The following is a 6,152-nucleotide window of genomic DNA, read 5'->3' as shown; positions in this document are numbered from 1 at the left end:
CCGCTGAATATGCAAAACTACAACCGCTACAGCTATGTGCTGAATAACCCGATGAGTTATACCGATCCGAGTGGGTATAACTTTGTGAAGAAAGCCCTTAAAGGCGTGATGGAAGCCACCGGCACACGCAAAGTGCTGCGGGAGCTTGGGCGAAATCAGTACTTAAATGCTGCGGTGCAGATTGGTGTCTGCATCGCTGGCGGTCCGGTTGCTTGCGGCGCTTATGCCGGTGCCCAGAGTTTTGCCATGACCGGCAGTTTAGGTGCGGGACTTCGCAGCGGTTTAATCACCTTCGGCACAGCCTGGACGTTTCAGCAAATTGGCGGCTCTTATTCGGATTTAAGTGCCGCTAATGTGGATAATGTGGTATTCAATGGTGCCCAGCTTGGGAGTTATCTTGATTTTGGTGGCAACCTATTAACCGCAGGCCAGGTAGCCGGTCAAATCTTTTCGCATGCGATGGTCGGCGGGGTTAGCGCCAGTTTGCAAGGCGGCAAGTTTGGGCATGGTTTCTTTAGTGCTGGTGTCACTAAAGGGCTGGGCACCCCGCTAATGGATGCCAGCTTTGCGCAAAACGTGGTGGGCGGCACGGTGATTTCCGCCACCATCGGCGGCACCGCTTCGGTGATAGCGGGCGGCAAGTTTGCCAATGGCGCTGTTACCGGGGCTATGCAGGCTTTGTATAATAATTATAGAAACTATCGGGCTGAGATGAAAACGATCAATGCCGTTAAAGAAATGGCAAAAATATTAGATCAAAGACTGAGTATTGAAGAAATGCTGGACGCTTTAAGTCCAGAGCAGACCATTTTGCTTGGAAGGGCATTAGATGTGAGTATGCTTACATCGGGCAAAGGAAGTCATGAGATAAACAAGTATATAATTAGTCGGCACTTCTCATATACAGCACTTAATCAATCTCTGGGGTTGGCAGCTCAAGCAGGTCAAGGTGTTCATCAGTTTTATGGTGATGCAGCTTTAGGGAGATTAATGAAAGTTGCTTTACCAGCGAACGTTTATCGCGCATATGAGTATAAAGAGAGGCTAGATAAGGTTGATGATATTTATCATATAGTTAATGGGGGTGGTTAATGAGGCTTTTCTATTTCTTGTTTCTTTTTTCATTTTGCTCAACTTCTGAGGAGCACATACTCCACGAAACGCTCAGCAAAATATCATCATTTGGTTGCAGCACATCAAATGTTATTGAAAATAGGAATATCGCTGCATATACACTTGTTTGCCATCGAGATAGTGGAGAGTTTCTTTTATTTTCCATCCAAAGTAGGGCACATGTTTGTGATGCAAGAAGGATTGAAGAGCAAGAGTGTGCAAAAGATCTATCGAAACTATCTCAAATGCCATCTCAGAGGTTAATTGAGCAGGTGGAAGATATTGAGGTTTCTGAAGGGACGTATTTGGGGAAGTGGAGTGATGGCTCTCTGGAGTTTACCTCCAAGGGATTCGACGAGGGAAGCCTTATCTATAGCTTGGTCACGGCTTGCAAACAGCCAAGATGGTGTGATTCTGGAAACAACGATATCGACTCAAAATTGTTGAGCGACTTCAGGAAGACATTTCAAAGCGAAGTCGCCAGATTGAAGTTGTAGGCCGGCCTCAATCGCGAGCTGTATCGCCAGCGCGATGTACGCGGCGGGGAAGTGACCAACAGCCTGGTGCTGGATGGTTTGTACGAGCGGGTGCAGTTGCCGGGTGGTGTCATCGAGCACAAGTTTCGGGTCGGTAATGCCCAGGTAATCCGGCGCAGCAACAACACTGAAACTGTGCACTACCTGCATGGCGATGGCTTAGGCTCCACCGTGGCGGTAACCTCGCAAGCCAAACAGGTGCTGCAGCAGCTGACTTACGATCCCTGGGGCCGGCAGTTTGCCGTGCACAGCCACAGCGGGCTGGCGGGTTACAGCCTGCCGAGCGATAGCCAAGGCTACACCGGCCACCGGATGGTGAAGGGTTTTGAAGTGGTGCATATGGGTGGGCGGACCTACAACCCCTTTATTGGGCGTTTTATGCAGCCTGATCCCTTTATTCAGGCACCGCTGAATATGCAAAACTACAACCGCTACAGCTATGTGCTGAATAACCCGATGAGTTATACCGATCCGAGTGGGTATAACTTTGTGAAAAAAGCACTGAAAGGCTTGATGGAAGTCACGGGCACGCGCAAACTGCTGCGAGAGTTGGGGCGGAATCAGTATCTGAATGCCTTAGTCCATATAGGTGTCTGTATGACAGGTGGGCCTGTAGCTTGTGGTGCTTACTCAGGAGCACAAAGCTTTGCGATGACAGGAAGTTTAGGCGCTGGGGTGCGTTCTGGTTTAATAACTTTTGGTTCGGCCTGGTCTTTCCAACAGATCGGTGGCTACTACGAAGGAGTAGCAGCTACTGAAGGTGGAGCTGGCTTGTATCACTTTGGTAGCAGTATGGGCAATAACTTATACCTCACCTCCGGTCAGATAGCAGGCCAAATCACCGCCCATGCCATGGTGGGCGGGATAACAGCCAGCTTGCAAGGCGGCAAGTTCGGCCATGGCTTCTTTTCTGCAGGTGTCACCAAAGGGCTAGGCACGCCGATTATGGATGCACATTTTGCGCAGAATATGGTTGGAGGTACCCTGGTCTCCGCCGCCATTGGCGGCACCTCATCAGCTATTTCAGGTGGAAAATTTGCCAATGGCGCTGTCACTGGGGCTATGCAGGCTTTGTATAATCAGTATAGCCGCGCACGTGCTGAAACCAGTAAACCGACAAAAGATGCAGATGGGTGGGAGCATGAACTTACTATTATTGGAACTGGTAGATCTTCAGAAATAGATGCTGGCAGATACCTCAAAGTGGAACTAGATAGCGTTACTCTCGGTGCTGATGGTACTCATGTGCATATAACGATATTCCCATTAGATGAGAATGGTCATATGTTGTCTACTATGAGACGCCACGGACCCAACTTCGCATTTAGCAGCCATGCAGGGATGGGCTATGCTCCATCTTCGGTTTTTGATGCTGGGTATGAAAACAGGTATGGTTTTAGATGGCTAATAAAGGTGCCATCACATCAATCACCGCATGGGAATGCTGCTGGTGTTCAAGTAAAGGTATATAAGTGGGGTGGTGAATGAAAATCGTTGTTGCAGTCATCTTTTTGGTGATTATTGTGGTTGCTTGTAGTGCTGAGAGTTACGAAGGCGAAGTGTTATACAGCCGCTCCGATTGCATTGTTAAATTTCATATTGATACGTCTGCTTTGAGCCGAGAAGCAATTCAAGCTAACCATAATGCTTTTTCAAATTTTATTGCATCTGATGCTGTATATCCCGTAGCAGGGATCTCATTCCCTAATAGCAGTAGAAATTATTATTATGTGCAATTTTCTGAGTTTTGCGAAAGGAGATTTGAAATAGCAAACGATATGATTAAGCAATTCTTGACTGTTCAAAATTTAGATATCGACTATCAGGTTTTTTCAGAAACCATATGCCCATCACCGAAAACTATCAATATTCAAGGGCCTGCATGGAGCACATATGAGACTTGTAAGTAAGTTATTGAAGGGCCGCGACTAAACCGAGTTTTGGTATGGCCCAAACCGCGAACTATATTGCCAGCGCAATGTGCGGGCTGGTGAGGCCACTTGGGTATACACCCCTTTATCGGCCGGTTTATGCAGCCAGATCCCTTTATTCAGGCGCCGCTGAATACGCAAAACTACAACCGCTACAGCTATGTGCTGAACAACCCGATGAGTTATACCGATCCGAGTGGGTATTTGTTTAAGAAAGCCAGTAAGTTTGTCCGCCGCTATTGGAAAATAGGTGTAGCGATCGGTGTGACTTATTTCACCGCTGGTGCAGCTTCTGGTTGGGTATCCACGTGGGGATCAACCTGGTATACCGCAGCGACAGCCACCACTACGGCAACGTTTACCACAGCCGGGTCGATGGCCGTGGGCAGCATCGCAGGGGCTGCTGGTGGTTTTGTCGGAGGTGGGCTGGCGACAGGCAATGCAAAGGGAGCATTACGAGGAGCCTTTACCGGAGCTTTATCGGGTGCTGCTGGTGGTTATGCAGGCCACGGAGAATTAGGCGGCTGGGCTGATGGGGCACGCCGTGTAGGTGCATCGGCTTTGGGAGGCTGTGCCGCTGGCAAGGCGTCAGGTGGCTCTTGCGGTAAAGGTGCTCGATTGGCGGCAATTGCACAAGCAATGAGTTTGGGGATAGAAAAGTTTACAACCGAACGACCTGCATATGCGACGGCATCCGAAGGGCATGTTATTAAACAAGACCCAACTACATATACAGGAACGGATATCTGGAATCCGTGTCTGGATATATGTGATGCTGCAACAGGTGCTGGTGGAAATGCTTATTCACATGTCGGTATTGCAAATGTGAAAAATGACATGCCTAAGTGGCTTAATGAAAATGGAGCTTTACTAGGGCCTACTGCAAAATATATCCCAGGCATGAACTCAGGCGCTGTATTTCACGATGTACTTGTTGGCACATCCCAAAGGGCACTGGGTATATGGAACACAAATCAAGGTGGATATACGGCCGTGGTTGGACGTGTGATGACCAATCAGTTGACTATTGTGCCAGCAATTAGCATGAATTATGTTGCTTTGGGTGTAAATAGTTATAAATACTATTATCGGGAGTTACATAGAGATGATTAATAAAAACAGTCGTTTCTTGATGTTGGCAATGGCCTTTATTGCAGGGTGCTCTGTACATGAGAATCTAATCTATAGTGCTGTAGAAATTAACGGCGAACCTGTTAGCAAGTGGCCGTTCAGTAACTATGGAGTGCAGCTCCACATTAGAGCTGATAATACCCAGGCAATTCACAGTACTAGCAGGGTAATGGGAATACCAATTCAGACTGTTGAGGGGGCTCATGTCGCCTCCATTCGTCCTCATACCATTTTTATTGCGATTAAAGCAAAGCCGACGGAGGTGGTTGCTTGGGAACCAGCACAATTGGTACTTTTTCATAACAACATGGAAGTTAGGCTTTCTGAAATATCGTATCCAAAGTTGATTGCTTACGATGCTGACTGCATGGAGGTAAGTGGCACCCCAGCAGGTGCGGTTGCTATTCATGATGAATATTATCTTTGTGTAAAAGCCGTATTCGATGTTGATACCATCGCCCCGACAGAAAATTTTCAGCTAAAGTTGTCTGGTTTGTTTGTAAATGGAAAACCGTTAACTCCCATGTTGATAAACTTCAAGGGAAGTGAACGTAAGTTAGTGCTTATGTAGTTCCAGGGCTGGTTGCAGCTGTCCAGCTCATATCGTTCACGCACTTGGGTGGGTTAATTCAGCCCGATCCCTTTATTCAGACGCTGCTGAATACGCAAAACTACAACCGCTACAGCTATGTGCTGAATAACCCGATGAGTTATACCGATCCCAGTGGGTATCTGTTTAAGAAAGCCAGTAAGTTTGTCCGCCGTTATTGGAAAATAGGTGTAGCGATAGGTGTGTGCTGTGGCGCGCTGGTGACTACAGAGCAATGAAGACGGATCCAGGCAGGCAGCATTTGCAACTATTTACTCAAAAAAAGTAGGATGTGCGTTTGATTATTATCGTCTTTATTTAGCTTTTAGAGATGTAGCCAGCGGAGAGAGTTCAGGGTATTGGCTGTATTTTTTTCCTGTGGAGTACAAAACATTTAGTCGATAATTATTGTCCCGGTTCCCGTTCATGCCGTTCGCATACGAATGACCGGTTTTGCTCTTTTACAACCTCATTTTCTGTTTCTCAGGCAGGGGAATGCGGCATTCTGTATGAACGCTGCTTTTCCCTGCCGGAAGATGGCTTAGGCTCCACCGTGGCGGTAACCTCGCAAGCCAAACAGGTGCTGCAGCAGCTGACTTACGATCCCTGGGGCCGGCAGTTTGCCGTGCACAGCCACAGCGGGCTGGCAAATTTCAGCCTACCTAGCGATAGCCGGGGCTATACAGGCCACCGGATGGTGAAGGGTTTTGAAGTGGTGCATATGGGTGGGCGCACCTACAACCCCTTTATCGGCCGGTTTATGCAGCCTGATCCCTTTATTCAGGCACCGCTGAATATGCAAAACTACAACCGCTACAGCTATGTGCTGAATAACCCGATGAGTTATACCGA

7 protein-coding genes and 1 pseudogene are annotated in these 6,152 nt (G+C 47.8%); 7 read left to right on the top strand and 1 reads right to left on the bottom strand.

From position 1 onward, the window contains the following. A pseudogene (locus BLW37_RS18785) lies at positions 1 to 1,092 on the top strand (hypothetical protein); the annotation flags it as partial. 455 nt (positions 1,093 to 1,547) lie between these two features. On the opposite strand, the gene BLW37_RS18780 reads toward BLW37_RS18785, so the two are convergent. After that, positions 1,548 to 1,799: a hypothetical protein gene (locus BLW37_RS18780; RefSeq protein WP_171907683.1), complete on the bottom strand. Its 252-nt coding sequence runs from the start codon at positions 1,797 to 1,799 to the stop codon at positions 1,548 to 1,550. A gap of 21 nt (positions 1,800 to 1,820) precedes the next feature. Between BLW37_RS18780 and BLW37_RS18450 the strand changes: the two genes are divergently transcribed. The 6 genes from BLW37_RS18450 to BLW37_RS18425 all read left to right on the top strand — a co-directional run. Then, a complete protein-coding gene (locus BLW37_RS18450) occupies positions 1,821 to 3,137 on the top strand; it encodes an RHS repeat-associated core domain-containing protein (RefSeq protein ID WP_171907682.1) in 1,317 nt (438 codons plus the stop codon). Next, positions 3,134 to 3,559 (top strand): hypothetical protein, encoded by a 426-nt coding sequence (locus tag BLW37_RS18445; protein ID WP_091345552.1) that lies wholly within the window; start codon positions 3,134 to 3,136, stop codon positions 3,557 to 3,559. Before BLW37_RS18450 ends, BLW37_RS18445 begins: the two co-directional genes overlap by 4 nt. 90 nt (positions 3,560 to 3,649) lie before the next feature. Continuing rightward, on the top strand, positions 3,650 to 4,693 hold the full coding sequence (locus tag BLW37_RS18930; RefSeq protein ID WP_281248664.1) for an RHS repeat-associated core domain-containing protein: 1,044 nt from the start codon (positions 3,650 to 3,652) through the stop codon (positions 4,691 to 4,693). Beyond that, on the top strand, positions 4,686 to 5,282 hold the full coding sequence (locus BLW37_RS18435; protein WP_091345549.1) for a hypothetical protein: 597 nt from the start codon (positions 4,686 to 4,688) through the stop codon (positions 5,280 to 5,282). The genes BLW37_RS18930 and BLW37_RS18435 overlap by 8 nt, the downstream gene beginning before the upstream one ends. A gap of 44 nt (positions 5,283 to 5,326) precedes the next feature. Then, positions 5,327 to 5,539, top strand: coding sequence for a hypothetical protein (locus BLW37_RS18430; protein WP_091345546.1), 213 nt, complete (start codon positions 5,327 to 5,329; stop codon positions 5,537 to 5,539). A 314-nt stretch (positions 5,540 to 5,853) separates the two neighbouring features. After that, positions 5,854 to 6,152 (top strand): RHS repeat domain-containing protein (locus BLW37_RS18425; RefSeq protein ID WP_281248663.1); only part of this gene is annotated, 299 nt, incomplete at its 3' end.

The organism is Alkalimonas amylolytica, assembly GCF_900107845.1.
Classification (GTDB): Bacteria; Pseudomonadota; Gammaproteobacteria; order Enterobacterales; family Alteromonadaceae; genus Alkalimonas; species Alkalimonas amylolytica.
Note: the sequence above shows the minus strand (reverse complement) of the source record. Positions and strands in the feature narration are given on the sequence as shown.

Bases quoted from the DNA above. Each gene is read 5' to 3' on its own strand.
- BLW37_RS18780 (WP_171907683.1), bottom strand. From the start codon at position 1,799: ATGCAGGTAGTGCACAGTTTCAGTGTTGTTGCTGCGCCGGATTACCTG.
- BLW37_RS18435 (WP_091345549.1), top strand. From the start codon at position 4,686: ATGATTAATAAAAACAGTCGTTTCTTGATGTTGGCAATGGCCTTTATT.
- BLW37_RS18445 (WP_091345552.1), top strand. From the start codon at position 3,134: ATGAAAATCGTTGTTGCAGTCATCTTTTTGGTGATTATTGTGGTTGCT.